This window comes from Streptomyces sp. NPDC048483 (assembly GCF_040651455.1).
Classification (GTDB): domain Bacteria; phylum Actinomycetota; class Actinomycetes; order Streptomycetales; family Streptomycetaceae; genus Streptomyces.
The window spans coordinates 13,949-31,400 of the sequence record NZ_JBEZJZ010000096.1; the positions used below are offsets into that span (position 1 = coordinate 13,949).

Consider the following 17,452-nt stretch of genomic DNA (forward strand, 5'->3'; position numbering starts at 1 on the left):
CGGTCTACCGGAATAACCGGTTCCACCGTCCCTCCATGATCCCTCGCGCTCCGCCTCCGGTGAATGGTGGGCCGGAAACGAAAAAACCTCTCGCGGGTGCGAGAGGTCTGCGCGCGGGTCTGGGACGACGATGGCCGCGCCGTACTCGGTTCGTACGGGACGGTCACTGCGGACCGGCGCGCCTGCTGCCAATAATCATGGCGAACGAGAGCACGGGGGCAGTCTGGCACACGACCACCCCCGCCGCTTTGTCCGTCTCAGGATGCGAGCAGGCGCTCGCCCTCGGTGTCGTCCGTGGCGCCCTTGCCCACCCGGTGCAGATCGATGTCGCGGGTCTCGCGCATGGCCAGATAGACGATCAGCGAAACGGCGGCGCAGCCCGCCACGTACCAGTAGTAGCCGGACTCGATGCCGCCCTTCTTGAACCACAGGGCGACGTATTCCGCGGTGCCGCCGAACAGGGCGTTGGCGATGGCGTACGGCAGGGCCACACCCAGCGCACGGATGCCGGTCGGGAACAGCTCCGCCTTCACGCAGGCGTTGATGGAGGTGTAGCCGGTGATAACGACCAGCGCGAGGAGCGAGAGCCCCAGAGCCGGCCAGAAGCTGCCCGCGCCCCGGAGCAGCATCATGATCGGGACGGTCAGGAACGTCGACCCGACCGCAAAGGTGATCAGCAGCGGACGCCGGCCGATCCGGTCGGACAGCATCCCGGCCAGCGGCTGCAGGCACATGAAGACGAACAGCGCACAGAAGCTGACCAGCGAGGCGGTCGGCTTGTCCATCCCGGCGCTGGTGGCGAGGTACTTGGTGAGGTAGGTCGTGGACGTGTAGTACGCGACGGTGCCGCCCATGGTCAGCGCGATGACCAGGAACGCCTCGCGCTTGTGGGCCAGCAGCGCCTTGAGGGTGCCGCGGTCGGGGTCGGAGTGGGCGGCGTCGTCCCCGGCGTAGACCTCGGTCTCCAGCATGTTGCGGCGCAGATAGAAGACGACGGCGGCGCCCAGCGCGCCGACGATGAAGGGGATCCGCCAGGCCCAGCTGTGCAACGCGTCCTCGGACAGGGTGCGTTGCAGCACGATCTGCAGGCCGAGACCGAGCAGCTGACCCGCGGTCATCGACACATACTGGAAGCTGGAGGCGAAGCCGCGCTGACCCGGCGCGGACGCCTCGGTGAGATAGGTCGCGCTGGCCGCGTACTCCCCGCCGACCGACAGCCCCTGGAGCATCCGGGCGATCAGCAGAACGGCCACGCCTCCGTAGCCGGCCACCCCGTACGTGGGTGCGATGGCGATCAGGACCGCCGACGCGGACATCAGCGTGACGGTCAGCGTCAACGCGGCCTTACGGCCCTTGCGGTCCCCCACCCGCCCCAGCACCCAGCCGCCCACCGGCCGCATGAAGAAGCCGACGGCGAAGATCCCCATGGTGTTCATGAGGTTCGCGGTGTCATTCCCCTTGGGGAAGAACGAATCCGCGAAATAGATGGCAAAGCTGGCGTAGACGAACCAGTCGAACCACTCCACCATGTTGCCGGCCGAGCCGACCCAGATCTTTTTCCACTGCTCTCGTCCCATAGCCGATCACGGTTGCGGAGGACGGGGCCGTCGGCAAGAGCGGCATCGGCAACGATCGTGCGTACTTGCGTGCGTTGCGTACACGGCGGGCACGCGGCCGCGCCCGCCGCACACCGCTTAAAGTCGGGGCATGAGCGACCACACCGGGCCGTCCGTCGAGGCACTTGTCGAGACCCTCCAGGCCGGCCGGCGCGATGAATACCGTGCGGCGGTGGAGCAGTTGACCGCTCTGGGACCGGTCGCGGTCGGCCCCCTCCTGGCCTCGTGCGCACGCGGAAGCATGGAGGCACAGGGGGTCTTCCACTGTCTCTCCCGCATGGGCGAGCTCTCCCGCGTGGGCGAGCCGGTCACCGCCGCCCTGCACGACATCCGCCGCCACGGGCCCGGCCGGCTCCGCCGCCACGCCCTCCAGGCCCTCGCGGAACTCGGCGGCGCAAACGCCCTGTCCCCCGAGGACCGGCTCGCCGTCCCCGCCGACCGGGTTTCCGGCGCCGTAAAGGCCCTGGGGCTGTGCGACGTGCGACCGGCAACCCTGGCCATGGGTGTCTCCGCCGCGTACAGCCATCACGAGGATTCGATCACGTACCGGACGCCGGGCGGCAAGCGGGAGACGGCGTGCCGGATCTTCTCCTGAACGCCATCCCGCTGCACGACCACGGCCGGCCGGCCACGACCGCCGCCGAATTCCCCAACTCCCGCTTCAAGGGAGCACTCTCCATCTGAGCGGACCGGCCTTGCTGTCCGCGCAGTCCACGATGCCAGGCCCCGAGTTGAGCAGAGAGAAGTGATATGTCCGAACCACAACCGCCCATAGGCCGCCGCCCCGTCCCCGCCCACGCCGACGAGGCGCTGGAGATCGGGCGGAACCATTTCCCGAGTGTCTGGCCGGACGGGGAGCGGCCAACGCTCCATGTCCATGAATTCGACATCGGCTACTTGGTGTATCCGGTGTTTCCGCCCAGGGCTCCCGACGCAGGTCCGAGGGACCCGGGAGGCTCACATATCGCGATTTCCAAGGCGGACGGGCACGTCAGTGCGCTGCCCAACTATTCACCGGAGGAGGCGGTCGAGTGGTACCGCCGCCGTTTCCGGCAGGGGACATAGCGGCTGCAGACGTCGCGGGCCGGGCGGCGGGCTCTGCGGGACGGCGCCACCGCCCGGACACCGGGTGTCCGGCGGCTCCTACGGGGTCAGTGACTCGTCCAGGAATTCCGCCACATGCCGCCGCACCAGTTCCCGGTCGATGCCCGGCAGGCCCACCACCAGGTGGGTGCCGAAGCCGTCGAGGAGGGCGCGGGTGCGGGTGGCGAAGCGTTCGGGGTCCACGGGGCGGAATTCGGCCTTGGAGGTGCCCTCGACCAGGAGGGCCACGAGGTCGCGGTGCCAGGCGAGTTCCAGCTCGAGCTGGCGTTCGCGGGCGTTGTCGTCGGCGTTCTGGGAACGGTTCCAGACCTCCAGCCAGAGGGTCCAGCGCGGGTCGCGGTGGCCTTCGGGGAGGTAGAGGTCGACGAGGGCGTCCAGGCGTTCGCGGGCCGGGACGCGGCGGGAGAGGGCGGCCCGGCGTTCGGCGCCGAGCTGCTCCTCGCTCCACTGGAGGGTCTGCAGGAGCAGCTCGTCCTTGGTGCCGAAGTAGTACAGGATGTGGCCGCTGCTCATGCCGACCTCACGGCCGAGGCCCGCCATGGTCAGCCGGTCCAGTCCCTCCGCGGCGATGGTGGCCATCGCCGCGGCGAGCACCTGTTCACGGGGCTGGTTGAGCCGCCGCCGGGGACGGCGCGCGGGCGCGGGACCGGACACGAGGGGGACCTCCGGGGACGGCGGGGTCTGACGTGGCTCAGACCTTCGGCTGCTGCTGGGTGATGCAGTGGATACCGCCACCCGCTGCGAAGATCGTACGGGCGTCCACCAGGGTCACCGTCCGGCCGGGGAAGAGCCGGCGGAAGATGGCGGCCGCTTCCTCGTCGCGCGGGTCGTCGAAGGCGCACAGGACGATGCCGTCGTTGCACTGGAGGTGGTTGATGTAGGAGTAGTCGACCAGCTCGCCGTCCTCTTCGATGACGGTGGGAGCGGGGATCTCGACGACCTCCAGCGTGCGGCCCTTGGCGTCCGTGGAAGCGCGCAGCAGCTTGACGATCTCGTTGCAGATCGCGTGGTCGGGGTGGTCCGGGTCGGGCTGGGTGTGGACCATCACGACGCCGGGGCGGGCGAAGGCGGCGACGATGTCGACATGGCCGCGGGTGCCGAACCGGCCGTAGTCGGCGGCGAGGCCGCGCGGCAGCCAGATCGCCTTGGTGGTGCCGAGGTGGGCGTGGATCTCGGCCTCGACCTCCTCCTGGGAGCGGCCGGGGTTACGGCCCGGGTCGAGCTGGACGGTCTCGGTGAGCAGGACGGTGCCCTCGCCGTCGACGTGGATGCCGCCGCCCTCGTTGACCAGGTCGGTGGCGTAGCGGCGGGCGTCGGCCAGGCCCGCGACCTGCTCGGCTATCTTCTCGTCGAGGTCCCAGCGGGCCCAGTCCTGGGCGCCCCAGCCGTTGAAGACCCAGTCGGCGGCGGCGAGGTTGCCCTTGCCGTCGGTGAGGAAGGTGGGGCCGATGTCGCGCATCCAGGCGTCGTTCAGCGGCCGCTCGACCAGGTCGATGCCGTCGCCGAGCAGGGCGCGGGCGCCCTCCAGCTGGCCGGGGCCCGCGACGACGGTGACCGGCTCGTACTGCCGCACCGCGCGGGCGACGGTGGCCCAGGCCTTGCGGGCCTCGGCGAGCGTCTCGCCGCCTTCCTCGCCGAAGGTGAAGTTGGGGCCGGGCCAGGCCATCCAGGTGCGTTCGTGAGGTGCCCACTCCGGGGGCATGGAGAAGCCGTCGGCGACGGGAGTGTTCATGTGGGGTCCTCGTAGTGAGCGGGAGTGAGCAAGTCGGTCGAGCGCGTGCCGGGCCGGCTGTAACGGCGTTACAGCCGGCCGGGTCACAGGAAGTACAGGCGCGAGAGCGACACCGTGTCGGCCGGGTCGGAGCGCATCGGGTCACCGTCGAGGGTGACCAGGCCGCTGCCGCCGTCCACCTGCACCTGTCCGACGCGGGAGTTGTGGATCAGGTCGGCGGGGCCGATGCCGCGGGTGCCGCGGACGGCGACGCGGCGGCGGCGGGTGGGCATGCCGTCCATGCCGCCCTCGGCCGCGGCGCGCGCGACGAAGGCGACGGAGATCTCGGCGGGGGTGGCGCCGTGCGCACCGAACTGCGGGCCGAGCACCAGCGGTTCGCAGGTGTCGGTGGCGGCGTTCGGGTCGCCGGTGACGCCGTAGGCGGGGAAGCCGGACTTCAGCACCAGCTGCGGCTTGGCGCCGAAGTACTGCGGCGACCAGAGCACGATGTCGGCCATCTTGCCGACCTCGATCGACCCGATCTCGTGCGAGAGACCGTGGGCGATCGCGGGGTTGATGGTGAGCTTGGCGATGTAGCGCAGGACGCGGGCGTTGTCGTCGTGGGCGCCGTCGCCGTCCATCGGGCCGAGCTCGGCCTTCATCTTTCCGGCCATCGCGAAGGTACGGCGTACGGTCTCGCCCGCGCGGCCCATGCCCTGGGCGTCGGAGGAGGTGATGCCGATCGCCCCGAGGTCGTGCAGCACGTCCTCGGCGCCCATCGTGCCGGCCCGGATGCGGTCGCGGGCCATGGCGGCGTCGCCCGGCAGGTCGGTCTTCAGGTCATGGACCGAGACGATCATGCCGTAGTGCTCGGCGACCGCGTCCCGCCCGAAGGGGAGGGTGGGGTTGGTGGAGGAGCCGATGACGTTGGGGACGCCGGCCATCTTCAGGACGTTGGGGACGTGCCCGCCGCCGCAGCCCTCGATGTGGAAGGCGTGGATGGTCCGGCCGTCCAGCACACGCAGGGTGTCCTCGACGGAGAGGCATTCGTTCAGGCCGTCGCTGTGCAGCGCCACCTGGACGTCGTGCTCCTCGGCGACGCGCAGCGCGGTGTCCAGCGCGCGGGCGTGCGCGCCCATGTCCTCGTGCACCTTGAAGCCCAGGGCGCCGCCCTCGGCCAGCGCCTCGACGAGGGGATCCTCGCCGGAGGAGGAGCCGCGGCCCAGGAAGCCGATGTTGACCGGCCAGGCGTCGAAGGCGCTGAAGGCGTGGCCGAGCGCCCAGGGGGAGTTGACGCCGACGCCCCATACGGGGCCGAATTCCTGGCCGATGACGGTGGTCACGCCGGAGGCCAGCGAGGCCTCCATGACACGCGGCGAGAGCAGGTGGACGTGGGTGTCGACGGCGCCCGCGGTGGCGATCATGCCCTCGCCGGAGACGATGGACGTACCCGTGCCGACGACGACGTCGACGCCCTCGAGGGTGTCGGGGTTGCCGGCCCGGCCGATCGCGTGGATGCGGCCCTCGCGGAGGCCGATGGACGTCTTGCGGATGCCCTGCACCGCGTCGATGACCAGGACGTTGCTGATCACCACATCGCAGGTCTCGCGCAGCGATGCGGCCTTGAGGTGCAGCCCGTCACGGGCGGTCTTGCCAAAGCCGGCCAGGAACTCGTCGCCGTGCTTCTGGGAGTCGGACTCGACGCGGACGACCAGGCCCGAGTCGCCGAGGACGACCCGGTCGCCGGCCCGCGGGCCGTGCACCGATGCGTACTCGTGCGGGTCGATGCTGCCTGTCATGCCTGCTCCTCCGCTCCCAGGTAGCCGCAGGCGACCGCCCGCCGCAGCGCTTCCGTCTTTGCCCCCGGTGCGTCCAGCGGGCCGTCGACCAGCCCGGCGAAGCCGATCGCGATCCGCTCGCCGCCGATCGGGACCAGACCGACCTCATGGGTGCCGCCCGCATCGAACCGCTCGGACGAGCCGGCCGGGACGCACAGCCGCATGCCGTAGGCCGCGGCGCGGTCGAAGTCCAGCCGCGGGTTGGCCTCGAAGAAGTGGAAGTGGGAGGTGACGCTGATCGGCACGCTCGCCGTGTTGTGCACGGTCACCGTGACCGCGGGTACGGGCTCCGGGTCGGCGGGGCCGGGGAGCACCGCGCCGGGGACTGCGGTCTCGTCCGCGTCGCCGGCGGGCTCACCCTCGGGGGCGCCGCCGCGGATCGGGTCGCTGACCACCGCGAGGCGGGAGCCGTCGTCGAAGACGGCCTCGACCATGACGTCGCCGACCACGTCGGCGACGCCCGGCAGCACATCGTCCGGGCCCAGCGCATTGCGGCCCGCCTCGATGGCCTGAGCGAGGCGGCGCCCGTCCCGCGCCGCCTCGCAGACTGTGTCCGCGATCACCGCGGTCGCCTCGGGCACATTCAGCTTCAGTCCGCGGGAGCGGCGCGACCGCGCCAGCTGTGCCGCATTGAAGAGCAGCAGCCGGTCGCGTTCCGTGGGGGTCAGCCGCATCCCGTCGCACCTCCAGTTCGAGACTTGATTTGAGCACCACTCTAACTCGCAAAAAGTCGAGAAGGAAGCATTGACCTGGAGCACATCTATGAGTCACATTGAGCGCTGCTCTAATTCACGAGCGCTCAGCGAGCCGCATAGAGCGCCGCTCAAAGATCAGCACCCTGATCTCCGAGAAGAGCAGACAGCGATCACCACCGAGGTGATCAAGAAGAACATCGCCAGATTTCGCCCGCAGTCACCGGGCGAACGCCGCTCACGGAGCACTGCACACAGCAGCCATCGAGCACTGCCACACACCACTGTTCCGGCCTCTCAGGGGAGCCCTCATGCCGATCGAACAACGCGGAGTCGACACGATCCCGGACGAGGAACGCACCAGCCGACCTCGCGACCTCATTTCCCTCCTGCTCGGATCGAACCTCGCACTCGGCGTAGTGATCTTCGGCTGGCTACCGGTCTCCTTCGGACTCGGCTGGTGGGCGTCGCTGAGCTCTCTGGTCATCGGAACCGTGGTCGGCAGTGCCCTCGTCGCCCCGCTGTCGCTGGTCTCCCTGCGCACCGCGACGAACCTCTCCACCAGCAGCGGCGCCGCCTTCGGCGTCCGCGGCCGCCTGCTGGGCTCGATCATCGGCCTGCTGCTCTCCCTGGGCTACACCGCGCTCACCCTCTGGGTGGGCGGCGATGCCATGGTCGGCACGCTGAACCGTCTCCTCGGCCTGCCGGCCGGCGGCGTGAGCTACGGCGTCGTCTACGCGGTCCTGGCCTTCTGTACCGCCTTCGGCGCCGTCTACGGCTACAAGCTGCTGCTCCGCATGAGCCGCGTGCTGTCCATCGGCATGACGATCCTGCTGGTGCTCGGCCTGTTCGCCTACGCGGGCCACTTCGACCCCGCGCCGGTCGCCGGCAGCGAGTACCTGCTCGGCGACTTCTGGACGACCTGGATCCTGGCCACCGTCGCCGCCGGCCTCAGCGGCCCGATCGCCTTCATCACCCTGCTCGGCGACTACACCCGCTACATCTCGCCCAAGCGGCACAGCGCCAAGGCCGTCCTCGGCTGCACCTATGTCGGTCTGGTGATCGGCCTGCTGGTGCCGCAGCTGTTCGGTACCTTCACCGCGCTGTGCATCGGCGGCTTCGAGGACTACGCCGGACCGCTCGTCGCCCAGGCACCGTTCTGGTTCCTCGTCCCGCTGCTGCTCGCCGCCTCCGCCGGCTCGGTCGGAAACGCCGGTCTGATGCTCTACAGCATGGGTCTGGACCTCGACGCGATCCTGCCGAAGGCCACCCGCACCCAGGCCACGTACGTCGTGGCCGCCTTCTCCACCGCGCTCGTCTTCGGCGGTCACTTCCTGTGGGAGGCGCAGGACGCGATGACCGCGTTCGTGCTGATGCTGACCGCGGCCGGCACCCCCTGGGCCGTCATCACCCTCATCAACTACATCCGCTGCCGCGGCCGGTACGACGAGGCGTCGCTCCAGGTCTACAACCGCCGCACCGTCGGTGGCGTCTACTGGTTCCAGGCCGGCTGGAACGTCCGCGCCACCCTCGCCTGGGTCCTCGGCGCGATCGTCGGTGTGCTGGGCGTCGACGCCTACCCGACGTACACCGGCCCGCTGGTCGAGTTCACCGGCGGCATCGACTTCAGCTTCCTGATGGCCGCGGCCGTCACGGCCACCGCCTACCTGGCCCTCAGCGCCGGGCAGCCGCGCCCGGTTCCGGCGGTCCGCGCCGCCGCGGCGACCCCTGCGGCGACCCCAGCGGCGCCCCCCGTGGAGGCAGCCGTGGAGGCCGGCTGAGCCGACGCCGGCACGACCGAGGCCGCCCCCGACATCGCGTCGGGGGCGGCCTCGGTTGCGTACGGGCGGGCGCGGGTTCAGCCCAGGCGGTGCATCCAGCCGTGCGTGTCCTCGGCGATACCGCGCTGGACGTCGAGGAGCGCCTCGCGCAGCCTCAGCGTGGCCTTGCCGGGCTCGCCACCGGACTGGGTCCACTCGCCGGCCGCGCTCTTGACCGTGCCGACCGGGGTGATCACGGCGGCCGTACCGCAGGCGAAGACCTCGGTCAGCGTGCCGTTCGCGGTGTCCGCGTTCCACTGGTCGATGGAGACCCGGGCCTCCTCCGCCTGGTAGCCGAGGTCACGGGCGACGGACAGCAGGGAGTCACGGGTGACACCGGCGAGGAGGGAGCCAGACAGCGTGGGCGTGACGATCTTGTCGCCGTAGACGAAGTACAGGTTCATCCCGCCGAGCTCCTCGACCCACTTGTGCTCCACGGCGTCGAGGTAGGCGACCTGGTCGCAGCCGTGCACCGCGGCCTCGGCCTGGGCGAGCAGCGAGGCGGCGTAGTTGCCGCCGGTCTTGGCGTCGCCCATGCCGCCGGGGACGGCGCGCACCCGGTTCTCGGACAGCCAGATGGAGACCGGCCGGACGCCGCCGGCGAAGTACGCGCCGGCGGGCGAGGCGATGACGACGAAGAGGTACTCGTTGGCGGGCTTCACGCCCAGACCGACCTCGGTCGCGATCATGAACGGGCGCAGATAGAGCGACTCCTCGCCGCCGTGCGCGGGCACCCAGTCCTTGTCCTGCTGGACGAGCAGGTCGCAGGCCTCGATGAAGGTCTCGACGGGCAGCTCCGGCATGGCCAGACGGCGGGCCGAGGCCTGGAAGCGCCGGGCGTTGGCGTCGGGGCGGAAGGTGGCGACGGTGCCGTCGGGCTGACGGTATGCCTTGAGGCCCTCGAAGATCTCCTGCGCGTAGTGCAGGACGTTGGTCGCCGGGTCGAGGGAGAGCGGCCCGTACGGCACGAGCTCGCCGTCGTGCCAGCCCCGTCCCTCGGTCCACTTGATCGTCACCATGTGATCGGTGAAGTAGCGGCCGAAGCCGGGGCCGGCGAGGATCTTCTCCCGCTCCGCGTCGGACAGCGGGTGCGAGGAGGGCTTGAGCTCGATCGTGGGCGTCGTCATGAATGCATGTCCTTCACTGCGTGGTCCGCACCGGTGCGGTTGGCGGCGGCCGCGTACGGCGGTTACTTGACGTACCGGTCGTTACTGGGACGTCCGAGTTTCCTCGTGGACGGCGGCCCCCGCGTCCGATTATCGCTCGTAGGGGGCCGTCGGCGTCCACATGTGTACGGTCACCGGGTCTGATGGTCGCATCCAACCCGGCGGTAGCACAGGGCGGGACGGCGGCCGGAAATGCGGACAGCGCCGGACCCCCGTGGGGCCCGGCGCTGTCGGTGCTGCTGGTGGGTGCGCTGCGGGCCTCAGCCCGCTACGCGCGCGGCGAGGGCGTCGCCGATCTCGTCCGTCGTGCGGGCGGTGCCGTCCCGGGCCTCCAGGTCGGCCGCGACGGCCTCCTCGATGCGGGCCGCCTCGGTCTCGTGGCCGAGGTGGCGCAGCAGCAGGGAGACGGACAGGATCGTCGCCGTCGGGTCGGCCTTGCCGGTGCCCGCGATGTCCGGGGCGGAGCCGTGCACCGGCTCGAACATCGAGGGGAACTCGCCGGTCGGGTTGATGTTTCCGGAGGCGGCCAGGCCGATGCCACCGGTGACGGCCGCGGCGAGGTCGGTGAGGATGTCGCCGAAGAGGTTGTCGGTGACGATCACATCGAACCGCTCGGGCTGTGTGACAAAGAAGATCGTCGCCGCGTCGACATGCAGATAGTCGGTGGTGACCTCGGGGTACTCCTGGCCGACCTTGTCAAAGATGTTCTTCCACATGTGGCCGGCGTAGACCAGGACGTTGTTCTTGTGGACCAGCGTCAGCTTCTTGCGGGGGCGGGCGTTGGCCCGCTCGTACGCGTCCCGGACCACGCGCTCCACGCCGTAGGCGGTGTTGAGGCTGACCTCGGTGGCGACCTCGGCGGGGGTGCCGGTGCGCAGCGAGCCGCCGTTGCCGGTGTAGGGGCCCTCGGTGCCCTCACGGACCACGACGAAGTCGATCTCGGGGCGGCCGGCGAGCGGTGTGGCGGTGTTCGGGAAGAGCTTGGACGGCCGCAGGTTGACGTAGTGGTCGAAGGCGAAGCGGAGCTTGAGCAGCAGTCCGCGCTCGAGCACTCCGGACGGCACCGACGGGTCGCCGATCGCGCCGAGCAGGATGGCGTCGTGCTGCTTGAGCGACTCGAGTTCCGTATCCGGGAGCGTTTCGCCGGTCTCGTGCCATCGCTTGGCCCCGAGGTCGTATTCCTTGGTTTCCAGCTTGACGTCCTGCGGGAGTACCGACGTCAGGACCTTCAGGCCCTGGGCCACGACTTCCTGGCCGATACCGTCACCGGGGATCACTGCGAGGCGAATGGTGCGAGACATGCCTGGACCCTACTCTCCGTCCCATTGATTGACACGTAACGTCCGTCATACGGACACATGGGAAGCCGGTCAGCTGCCGTTCACCCCTACGCCCCACTGTGGACGGCTCGCACTGCGAAATTCAACGCATGACTGCACCTTCCCGGGGGTCCGGCCCCCTGCCCTCGCATCTCCCCCGCGTCGGTATACCGGAGCGGCTCGCGGCCCGGCTGAGCATGCCCGAGCAGCATGAGTACCTCCGTACGAAGCTGACCCGCCGCGGTCTGCTGCGCACCTCGGCGGCCACCGCGGGTGTGGTCGCGGGCTCCGGCCTGCTGGCCGGTTCGGCGCAGGCGGTCTCGCCCACCCTGCTGTCCTCGCCCGCCACCACCGCGGTCGACGGCTCCCTCGTCGCCCCCTTCGGCCGCCATCTCTCCTTCGGGGCCGATCCGAAGACCCAGATGCGGGTGGCCTGGCAGGTGCCGTTCGCGGTCAAGCGGCCGTATCTGCGGGTGGGCCTCAAGCCGTGGGAGCTGGGGCGCAAGATCGAGGCCGAGGTGCGCGCTCTGCACACCCCGTCGCTGTCGGCCAAGCTGCCGGCCGTCGACCAGTACTACCTCCATGCGGCGCTCGACGGGCTGCGCCCGGGGACGACGTACTACTACGGCGTCGGCCACGACGGCTTCGACCCGGCCGAGGCGCGCCGCTTCTCCACCGTCGGCACCTTCCGTACGGCGCCGGCCCGCGCCGAGGCGTTCGTCTTCACCGCCTTCGGCGACCAGGGCGTCAGCTATGACGCGCTCGCCAACGACCAGCTGATCCTGGGTCAGAACCCGGCGTTCCATCTGCACGCGGGCGACATCTGCTACGCGGACTCCAGCGGCCAGGGCTCCGAACACGACACCTATGACGCCCGCGTCTGGGACCAGTTCCTCGCCCAGACCGAGTCGGTGGCCAAGTCCGTGCCGTGGATGGTGACGACGGGCAACCACGACATGGAGGCGTGGTACTCCCCCAACGGCTACGGCGGCCAGAACGCCCGCTGGACGCTGCCGGGCACCGGACCGGACGCCGAGAACGCCCCCGGCGTCTACTCCTTCACCTACTCCAACGTCGCGGTCGTCGCCCTCGACGCCAACGACGTGTCGTACGAGATCCCCGCCAACCAGGACTACACCGGCGGCCGGCAGACCCGCTGGCTGGACCGCCGCCTGGGTGAACTGCGCGCCACGGACGGGATCGACTTCATCGTCGTCTTCTTCCACCACTGCGCCTTCTCCACCACCAACGCGCACGCCTCGGACGGCGGGGTGCGCGACGCCTGGCTGCCGCTGTTCGAGAAGCACCAGGTGGATCTGGTCGTCAACGGCCACAACCACATCTATGAGCGCACCGACGCCGTCAAGGGCGGCCGGGTCGGCAAGAAGGTGCCGGTCGGCGAGCGCGTGGACTCCTCGCGCGACGGCATTGTGTATGTCACCGCGGGCGGCGCGGGCAAGGCGCTGTACGACTTCCCGGTGCCCGACAGCTACGAGGGCCGTGTCAAGGACCTCGACGCGGTGCAGACCTACCACTGGACCAAGGACCGCACCAAGGCCGTGGACACCGTGGAGTGGTCGCGGGTGCGCTACACCGGCTTCTCGTTCATCGCGGTCGAGGTCGAGCCGGGGCACCGCCCCCGGATGAAGGTCACCGCGCTCGCCGAGACGGGCGAGCGCGTGGACCACTTCGAGGTGACGCGCTAGGCGACGGCCGCCCTGGGCGCGCCGGTCCGCGCTCAGGGCATCCGTACCCGGCGGGGCATCCGTACCCGGCGGGGCGTCGGTGCCCGGCCGGGCATCAGTGCCCGGTGGCGCCGCCGTTGTCACGCCGGTCGAGCGCCCGCTGGAGGGCGGCCGCGGCGTTGCGGCGGTCGGCTTCGTTGGTCGTACGGGCGGAGTGACGGGTCCTGCGGACGGCAGTCGCGGCCATGATTCACGTCTCCAATGCCAAAGCCCCGAGAGCTTGAGGGGTGCGTCGATGCAGACACGGCCGGAAGGGGCGGGGGCCTCGGCACGGCAGGGATCACCTGCGCTGGCGCACCGGGCCGCATCCGCCTCGCTCGATGGAGCGATACGTTCGGCTGCTACAAAGCTAGGACAGCTCAGCCGTGATGTCTGCACAATTACTTGGGCTTCCTACTATCTGAGACGGACGCCACGCCGTGGCGCTGGGGCGAGCGGTACTCAGCCGCCGTTTACGCCACTTGAGTACCGCACATAAGTACGAACACCGTGCCGTCGCGGGCGGTTGCACGGCGAGAGTGGCCGCATGAACGGCCTGTACGCACTCAAGCCCTGGTACGCCGCCCGGCTCGGCGGCATCCGCGGCACGCTGGCCCGCCGGGAGGTCTCGCCCGACGCGCTGACCGCGGCCGGTGTGCTCGCCGCCGCCGGCGCCGCCGCGGCCCTCGCCTGGCTGCCGGCCCCGCTGGCCGCCCTGCCGGTCACGGCCCTGCTGGCGGCCCGGCTCGCCTTCGCCAACCTCGACGGCGCCCTGGCCCGCGACACCGGCCGCTGCACCCGCCGCGGCTCGGTCCTCAACGAACTCGGCGACCGCGCGGCCGACCTGCTCGTCCTCGCCGGCTTCCTGGCCCTCGCCCCGCTGTGGCTGGTCTCGGTCGCCGCGCTGGCCGCGACGCTGCCGTCCTGGGTGGCGCTGGCGGGCGCGGCGGCCGGGGCGCCGCGCCGGAACGGCGGCCCCGTCGGCAAGACGGAGCGCTGTCTGCTCGCCGCGGTGGCCGCCGCCACGGGGTGGGCGGTGCCGGTGCTGATCGTTCTGGCGGCCGGCTCCGCGCTGACGGCGGCGCTCCGACTCGTCTGGCTGTGGCGGGAGTTGGGTGCCGCAGACGCCGCTCCGGCGGACGCCGCTCCGGCGGACGCCGTCCCGGCGGCCGGGGCGACCCGATGAGCGCGTTCGTGGGGCCGCTGGGCGGCGCGGGCCTCCTCCTGACCGGCGGCGAGGCCGTCGCGCGGGTCGCGCCGGTGGTCGGCGGGGTGCTGGGGCTGGGCGGCATGGCCGTCGCGGCGCTGCCCGCGCGGGTACGGATGCGCCGCGAACTCCGCCGCCGCTGGCGCACCTGGGCGCTGGCCGCCCCGGTCTTCCTGGGGTCGCTGTTCTTCGGCGAGGCGGGCGCGGCGGTGCTGGCGGCCGGGCTGGGGCTGATCGCCGTGGCCGAGTACGTACGCATGGCGCCCGGCGGCACATCCGCAGCCGGCGCCGAGCGCCATGTCCTCGCCGCCGCGGCCGTCGTCCTGCCGCTGCTGGCCTGGCTGCGCCCGCAGTGGCTGGACCTGCGGCTGATGCCCGTGCTGCTGCTCGCCGCCGCACTGCCCGCGCTGCTCTCCGGCGACCACACGACAGGCGCGGCCCGCGTCACCCGCACCCTCTTCGGGCTTCTTTGGATCCCGGTCGCCCTCACGGGCCTCGTCCTGCTCGGCGGCACCGCCGTCGCGGTGGGCGTCGCGGTCGCGCTCGGTGACGTGGGCGCCTGGTGCGGTGGTACGGCACTGGGCCGGCGCGGCCCACTGGCCCGCCCGCTGTCGCCGCTCTCCCCGAACAAGACCTGGGCCGGGGTCCTCGGCGCCGCGGTGGCCACGGCCGGTGCGCTCGCCGCCGTCGGGGCGTTCACCCCCTGGCTGTGGGCCGCCGTGCTCACCGGCTGTGTCCTGGGCGACCTGCTCGAATCCATGGTCAAACGGGAGGCCGGGGTAAAGGACGCGGGGAGCTGGCTGCCCGGCTTCGGCGGACTGCTGGACCGTATCGACTCGCTGCTGGTGGCGGTGCCGCTGGCGATGGTGGTGACCCTGTGACGTACGAGCTGGAGGGACGGATGACCAGGCGGATGACCGGACGGATCGCCGGGCGGGCGGCGGAACGTACGCGGCCCGACGACGGCCGTACGGGACGGCGGGGGCGCACCGGCCGGACCGGCCGCCCCCGCCCGGCCCACCGGATCCGGCGGCGCGACCCGCGCGTCCGGCGCCGCGCACTGCTCCCCCACCGCCCGGACCGCCACACCCGCGGCGCTCTGCGCACCCGCCCCCTCCTGCCCCGCCGCCACCTCGGCCTTCCCCGCCACCCACCGCACCCCTTCTCCCCCACGCCACTCCCACCCCCCGACGGCCGGCTTCCCCGCGTGGGCCGTCCCGCCACGACCGCCGCCTGGCTGCGCCGCGCGCTGTGGACCCTGGCCCTCACCCTCACCGGCGGCATCACCCGCCACGGCCAACTCCCCCGCGGCGGCTGCGTCGTGGTCGCCAACCACTCCTCGCACGCCGACACCGCGGCCCTGCTCGCCGCCCTCGACGCCCGGCACGCCCCGCTGATCGGCGCGGCCGCCGACTACTGGTTCACCACCCCCTGGCGCCGCCGCATCTGCCGCCACCTGGCCGCGGGCTTTCCCGTACGGCGCACCGGCGGCGGCCTGGACGACCTGCTGGGCACGGCCGACGCGCTGCGGGCCGGCCGGGCCGTGGTCCTCTTTCCCGAGGGCACCCGCGGCCACGACGGCGCGGTCGGCGAGTTCCGCCGGGGCGCCCTGCTCCTGGCCGAACGGGCCGGTGTCCCGGTCGTCCCGGTGGGCCTCGCGGGCACCGACCGCCTCCTGCCCAAGCACGGCAGGCTCCGCCGCACCCGCCTCCGCGTCCACATCGGGGCGCCCCTGTACGGCCCGGTCGCCCCGGCGCGCGCCCGCGACGCCGTCCAGTTCCTCACCGACCGCGCGGCCACCTCACCAACACCCGACTCCCGGCTCCGCCGCCGCACCGCCGCCCTCGTCACCTCCCGCTGGGGCCTCCCGCTCGCCTGCGCCTGGGCCTTCGCCGAGGCGCTGAGCTGGCCGCTGATGCCGGAACTCTTCCTCGCTGTCGCCTGCGTGGCCGCACCCCGCGCCGGACTGCGTCTCTCCCTCGCCGCCCTGGCCGGCAGCCTCGCGGGCGGCCTGCTGGCCCTCCAACTAGCCGCCTTTGGCGCCCACTTGCCTGCCCCGCTGACCACGGACCGGATGCGTGCAGAGGTCTCCCGGCAGCTCGCCGACGAGGGGGCCGCGGCCGTCCGCCACCAGCCGTGGGACGGCATTCCCTTCAAGGTGTACGCGGCCGAGGCGGGCCGCGCCCAACTGCCCGCCACCGGCTGGCTCCTCGCCTCGGCCGAGGCGCGTGGCAGCCGCACCCTGGCGGTCGGCCTCGCCTTCGCCGGCCTGGGGGCCCTGGCCCGGCCGTGGCGGCGGCGGTATCCGGTGTATCTCGCGCTGTTGGGGAGTGGGTTCGCGGTGGGGCTGGGGGTGATCGTTGCGGGCTGGAGCTGACGGTCATACGAACGGGTGAACGACAGAGGTTTCGCAGGTCGGTGGCATATGCCGGCTCTAGCTTGGCGGCGTCGCTTGTGCCACCGGGCCAGGCGCGCCCACACTACGAGGAGGAGGTGCTGCACCATGACCGCTCTCGCCCACGAGGCGCCCGAGATGCCCCCCGGCTCCCATTCGGACGAGCTCCTTTGGCAGGCATGGAAAGCCATGGAACTCCCCGAGGGCCTTCGTGCCGAGATCGTTGAGGGGTTCATCGAGGTGTCGCCCACAGGTCGTTACAGCCATGGCAAGGCCAGCAACCGGCTGCGCCGAGAGCTGACTCGGTTCCTGGACGAGCAGTCAAGCCCGTACGTCGTCAGCAACGACGTCAATGTCATGCACGGCCGCAAGGTCTTGATCTCTGACGCATTCGTCGCTCCCGAAGACGACGACGAGTTCATCACCGAAGACGGTCTCGGCCTCGAGGCCCGCTGCGTGGCACTGATCGTCGAGGTGGTCTCACCCGGACACGACGGCCTCCAGCGCGACCGCGTCCGCAAGCGCCGCGCCTACGCCCGCGCCGGCATCCCCGTCTACGTCATCATCGACGACTACGACGATCATGGCCATGTCACCGTCCTGACCTCGCCCTCCCCTGAAGAAGCGAACTACGGCAACTCAATGCGGCGGCCGTACGGCCAGGACGTGACCATCCCTGAAGGCCCCGCGAAGGGCTTCACCATCGGCGAGTCCATCACCGGCCCGCGCCGCTCCGGCAGCTGACCCCGACGACGACGGCGGCCCGGCACCCCCCACGGGTGTCGGACTCCACCAAGCGTCTGATGTCCGACCAGGGCGAGGCCAAGAACGGGATCAGCTTCACCAACGCGGTGGAGCCG

General features: G+C 71.5%; 16 protein-coding genes. 8 read left to right on the top strand and 8 right to left on the bottom strand.

From position 1 onward, the window contains the following. Positions 1 to 257: 257 nt before the first annotated feature. Positions 258 to 1,577 carry an MFS transporter gene (locus tag AB0D04_RS33340; protein ID WP_362711015.1) on the bottom strand — a complete coding sequence of 440 codons (1,320 nt, stop codon included), beginning with the start codon at positions 1,575 to 1,577 and terminating at the stop codon, positions 258 to 260. A 130-nt stretch (positions 1,578 to 1,707) separates the two neighbouring features. Between AB0D04_RS33340 and AB0D04_RS33345 the strand changes: the two genes are divergently transcribed. Further along, a complete protein-coding gene (locus AB0D04_RS33345; protein WP_362711017.1) occupies positions 1,708 to 2,211 on the top strand; it encodes a hypothetical protein in 504 nt (167 codons plus the stop codon). Positions 2,212 to 2,366: 155 nt separating this feature from the next. Then, the gene (locus AB0D04_RS33350; protein WP_362711019.1) at positions 2,367 to 2,681 is read left to right on the top strand and encodes a hypothetical protein; all 315 of its coding nucleotides are present in this window, start codon (positions 2,367 to 2,369) and stop codon (positions 2,679 to 2,681) included. 78 nt (positions 2,682 to 2,759) lie between these two features. Here AB0D04_RS33350 and AB0D04_RS33355 read toward each other — a convergent pair whose 3' ends face one another. From AB0D04_RS33355 to ureA, 4 genes are all read right to left on the bottom strand, one after another. Next, positions 2,760 to 3,374: a TetR/AcrR family transcriptional regulator gene (locus AB0D04_RS33355; protein WP_362711021.1), complete on the bottom strand. Its 615-nt coding sequence runs from the start codon at positions 3,372 to 3,374 to the stop codon at positions 2,760 to 2,762. A gap of 37 nt (positions 3,375 to 3,411) precedes the next feature. After that, positions 3,412 to 4,452, bottom strand: a complete 1,041-nt coding sequence (locus tag AB0D04_RS33360) for an agmatine deiminase family protein (protein WP_362711023.1) — start codon at positions 4,450 to 4,452, stop codon at positions 3,412 to 3,414. 83 nt (positions 4,453 to 4,535) lie between these two features. After that, on the bottom strand, positions 4,536 to 6,230 hold the full coding sequence (locus tag AB0D04_RS33365) for an urease subunit alpha (RefSeq protein WP_362711025.1): 1,695 nt from the start codon (positions 6,228 to 6,230) through the stop codon (positions 4,536 to 4,538). Further along, complete coding sequence (gene ureA, locus AB0D04_RS33370; RefSeq protein WP_362711027.1) at positions 6,227 to 6,943, bottom strand: urease subunit gamma; 717 nt, start codon at positions 6,941 to 6,943, stop codon at positions 6,227 to 6,229. The genes AB0D04_RS33365 and ureA overlap by 4 nt, the downstream gene beginning before the upstream one ends. 329 nt (positions 6,944 to 7,272) lie before the next feature. Here ureA and AB0D04_RS33375 point away from each other — a divergent pair, with 329 nt between their 5' ends. After that, entirely contained in the window at positions 7,273 to 8,742 is a 1,470-nt protein-coding gene (locus AB0D04_RS33375) for a cytosine permease (RefSeq protein ID WP_362711029.1), read from the top strand. A 77-nt stretch (positions 8,743 to 8,819) separates the two neighbouring features. Here the strand turns inward: AB0D04_RS33375 and AB0D04_RS33380 are convergent, their stop codons facing one another. Next, positions 8,820 to 9,908, bottom strand: a complete 1,089-nt coding sequence (locus tag AB0D04_RS33380) for a branched-chain amino acid aminotransferase (RefSeq protein WP_362711030.1) — start codon at positions 9,906 to 9,908, stop codon at positions 8,820 to 8,822. A 299-nt stretch (positions 9,909 to 10,207) separates the two neighbouring features. Then, positions 10,208 to 11,248: a 3-isopropylmalate dehydrogenase gene (locus AB0D04_RS33385; protein ID WP_362711032.1), complete on the bottom strand. Its 1,041-nt coding sequence runs from the start codon at positions 11,246 to 11,248 to the stop codon at positions 10,208 to 10,210. Between the two features lie 128 nt (positions 11,249 to 11,376). Between AB0D04_RS33385 and AB0D04_RS33390 the strand changes: the two genes are divergently transcribed. Then, a complete protein-coding gene (locus AB0D04_RS33390; protein ID WP_362711034.1) occupies positions 11,377 to 12,972 on the top strand; it encodes a fibronectin type III domain-containing protein in 1,596 nt (531 codons plus the stop codon). Positions 12,973 to 13,066: 94 nt separating this feature from the next. Here AB0D04_RS33390 and AB0D04_RS33395 read toward each other — a convergent pair whose 3' ends face one another. Next, entirely contained in the window at positions 13,067 to 13,198 is a 132-nt protein-coding gene (locus AB0D04_RS33395) for a hypothetical protein (protein WP_362711036.1), read from the bottom strand. Positions 13,199 to 13,537: 339 nt separating this feature from the next. On the opposite strand from AB0D04_RS33395, the gene AB0D04_RS33400 reads away from it, so the two are divergent. From AB0D04_RS33400 to AB0D04_RS33415, 4 genes are all read left to right on the top strand, one after another. Continuing rightward, positions 13,538 to 14,176, top strand: a complete 639-nt coding sequence (locus AB0D04_RS33400; RefSeq protein WP_362711038.1) for a phosphatidate cytidylyltransferase — start codon at positions 13,538 to 13,540, stop codon at positions 14,174 to 14,176. Beyond that, positions 14,173 to 15,078 carry a phosphatidate cytidylyltransferase gene (locus AB0D04_RS33405; RefSeq protein WP_362711040.1) on the top strand — a complete coding sequence of 302 codons (906 nt, stop codon included), beginning with the start codon at positions 14,173 to 14,175 and terminating at the stop codon, positions 15,076 to 15,078. Before AB0D04_RS33400 ends, AB0D04_RS33405 begins: the two co-directional genes overlap by 4 nt. Then, positions 15,075 to 16,574 carry a lysophospholipid acyltransferase family protein gene (locus AB0D04_RS33410; protein WP_362711041.1) on the top strand — a complete coding sequence of 500 codons (1,500 nt, stop codon included), beginning with the start codon at positions 15,075 to 15,077 and terminating at the stop codon, positions 16,572 to 16,574. The genes AB0D04_RS33405 and AB0D04_RS33410 overlap by 4 nt, the downstream gene beginning before the upstream one ends. A 126-nt stretch (positions 16,575 to 16,700) precedes the next feature. Then, on the top strand, positions 16,701 to 17,336 hold the full coding sequence (locus tag AB0D04_RS33415) for a Uma2 family endonuclease (RefSeq protein ID WP_362711043.1): 636 nt from the start codon (positions 16,701 to 16,703) through the stop codon (positions 17,334 to 17,336). Positions 17,337 to 17,452: the final 116 nt, after the last annotated feature.

Coding starts and splice junctions, on each gene's coding strand:
- ureA (WP_362711027.1), bottom strand. CDS start 6,943: ATGCGGCTGACCCCCACGGAACGCGACCGGCTGCTGCTCTTCAATGCG.
- AB0D04_RS33375 (WP_362711029.1), top strand. CDS start 7,273: ATGCCGATCGAACAACGCGGAGTCGACACGATCCCGGACGAGGAACGC.
- AB0D04_RS33345 (WP_362711017.1), top strand. CDS start 1,708: ATGAGCGACCACACCGGGCCGTCCGTCGAGGCACTTGTCGAGACCCTC.
- AB0D04_RS33365 (WP_362711025.1), bottom strand. CDS start 6,230: ATGACAGGCAGCATCGACCCGCACGAGTACGCATCGGTGCACGGCCCG.
- AB0D04_RS33415 (WP_362711043.1), top strand. CDS start 16,701: ATGACCGCTCTCGCCCACGAGGCGCCCGAGATGCCCCCCGGCTCCCAT.
- AB0D04_RS33385 (WP_362711032.1), bottom strand. CDS start 11,248: ATGTCTCGCACCATTCGCCTCGCAGTGATCCCCGGTGACGGTATCGGC.
- AB0D04_RS33400 (WP_362711038.1), top strand. CDS start 13,538: ATGAACGGCCTGTACGCACTCAAGCCCTGGTACGCCGCCCGGCTCGGC.
- AB0D04_RS33390 (WP_362711034.1), top strand. CDS start 11,377: ATGACTGCACCTTCCCGGGGGTCCGGCCCCCTGCCCTCGCATCTCCCC.
- AB0D04_RS33405 (WP_362711040.1), top strand. CDS start 14,173: ATGAGCGCGTTCGTGGGGCCGCTGGGCGGCGCGGGCCTCCTCCTGACC.
- AB0D04_RS33360 (WP_362711023.1), bottom strand. CDS start 4,452: ATGAACACTCCCGTCGCCGACGGCTTCTCCATGCCCCCGGAGTGGGCA.
- AB0D04_RS33350 (WP_362711019.1), top strand. CDS start 2,367: ATGTCCGAACCACAACCGCCCATAGGCCGCCGCCCCGTCCCCGCCCAC.
- AB0D04_RS33340 (WP_362711015.1), bottom strand. CDS start 1,577: ATGGGACGAGAGCAGTGGAAAAAGATCTGGGTCGGCTCGGCCGGCAAC.
- AB0D04_RS33395 (WP_362711036.1), bottom strand. CDS start 13,198: ATGGCCGCGACTGCCGTCCGCAGGACCCGTCACTCCGCCCGTACGACC.
- AB0D04_RS33380 (WP_362711030.1), bottom strand. CDS start 9,908: ATGACGACGCCCACGATCGAGCTCAAGCCCTCCTCGCACCCGCTGTCC.